The sequence below is a fragment of the Extensimonas perlucida genome, assembly GCF_007655255.1.
GTDB lineage: Bacteria > Pseudomonadota > Gammaproteobacteria > Burkholderiales > Burkholderiaceae_C > Extensimonas > Extensimonas perlucida.
Genome location: NZ_VMYE01000048.1, coordinates 1 through 1180 on the forward strand (window position 1 = coordinate 1; position 1180 = coordinate 1180).

Below are 1180 nucleotides of genomic sequence, written 5' to 3' on the forward strand. Positions count from 1 at the left end.
GCGATCATCATGGTGTACGGGCTCCTTTGCTGGCTTGCTCATGTTCCTCAATCAGGGCTTGCAAAACGGCACGAGCCATGAACAGGGGGTAGCGGCGGGAGTCTATACAATCGTCAGGGATGCTACACCTAGGCAACAACGTGGAGTCGTGCTCAGACAAGAGCGAGTTGGCCATTGACCTGATGCGATTGAGAGGCCAACTCAAAGAGGTCATGGCACAAGAACCGTCTGCACTGCCACAGAGGAATGGATTGGCCGACGTCGAGGTGGATGCGACGGGACTACCCCACCTTAAGGATCTGGTTTTGACGGTCAGTCGACTCATCACGAAGCTTCTCTTCGGTTACACCGAAGACGAAATCCGCTTCATTAACGATCGAGCGCTCGACATCGATGCCAAGCACGCGCACGAAGCTCGCCATCGGGCCCGGAAGGCGCCCGGAATCGGAGGACACAGTCATGCCTAAGGCCTTTGACGCGATGACTGCCAAAGGTGCGACAAAGATTGCCGCCCTTCTCCAAGAACTTCCACCCCGAATCGGCGGCTTCGTCTTCCATGGCGCTTGGATGGGACGCCGGTTCGTGATCCGCGACATCACGCCCGCGGACGCACCGGTGGCTTCGGTGTCGAAGGACTACGCAACCGGTACTCTGACGCTTTCGCGGGAGATCCTCGGGGTGGCGGATGACACCGTGCGCGAAATGCGAAGCTTCGGCGCCAGTATGACCCGTCGTACACAGACGGGAGATTTCGACGTCGCGACGGGATTCGACAGCGAAACACACCTCGTCGCCGCGGGGCATCACATCGCCCTCTGTGGCCACCGGGGCCCTTGGCCTGAAGCATCGGATCCAATCACAGCGCAAGTGACCTGTGCACAGTGCGAGGTGATTTCGCGAACGAAACCGAATCATCGCGCACGGTTACATCCGCTGACCTCTGGTCACCTGGCTCAATCGTCCCAAAATTGCGACCAGCCTGATTGAGCAATCCCCTATTGCTCTATGGTGACGTTACTGTGAGATTTGGCTGTACCCAAGCAGAGTGGTTACTTGTCGCATCCCTGACGATTGTATAGACTCCCGCCGCTACCCCCTGTTCATGGCTCGTGCCGTTTTGCAAGCCCTGATTGAGGAACATGAGCAAGCCAGCAAAGGAGCCCGTACACCATGATGATCG

Annotated in this window: 2 protein-coding genes; one reads left to right on the forward strand and one right to left on the reverse strand. The window is 57.7% G+C overall.

Annotated features, from left to right (window positions below):
• Positions 1 to 281 precede the first annotated feature (281 nt).
• The gene (locus FK527_RS17145; protein WP_144735883.1) at positions 282 to 461 is read right to left on the reverse strand and encodes a hypothetical protein; all 180 of its coding nucleotides are present in this window, start codon (positions 459 to 461) and stop codon (positions 282 to 284) included.
• On the opposite strand from FK527_RS17145, the gene FK527_RS17150 reads away from it, so the two are divergent.
• Entirely contained in the window at positions 460 to 987 is a 528-nt protein-coding gene (locus FK527_RS17150; protein ID WP_144735885.1) for a hypothetical protein, read from the forward strand. The genes FK527_RS17145 and FK527_RS17150 overlap by 2 nt on opposite strands.
• The last annotated feature ends 193 nt before the right edge of the window (positions 988 to 1180 follow it).

Coding starts and splice junctions, on each gene's coding strand:
- FK527_RS17145 (WP_144735883.1), bottom strand. CDS start 461: ATGACTGTGTCCTCCGATTCCGGGCGCCTTCCGGGCCCGATGGCGAGC.
- FK527_RS17150 (WP_144735885.1), top strand. CDS start 460: ATGCCTAAGGCCTTTGACGCGATGACTGCCAAAGGTGCGACAAAGATT.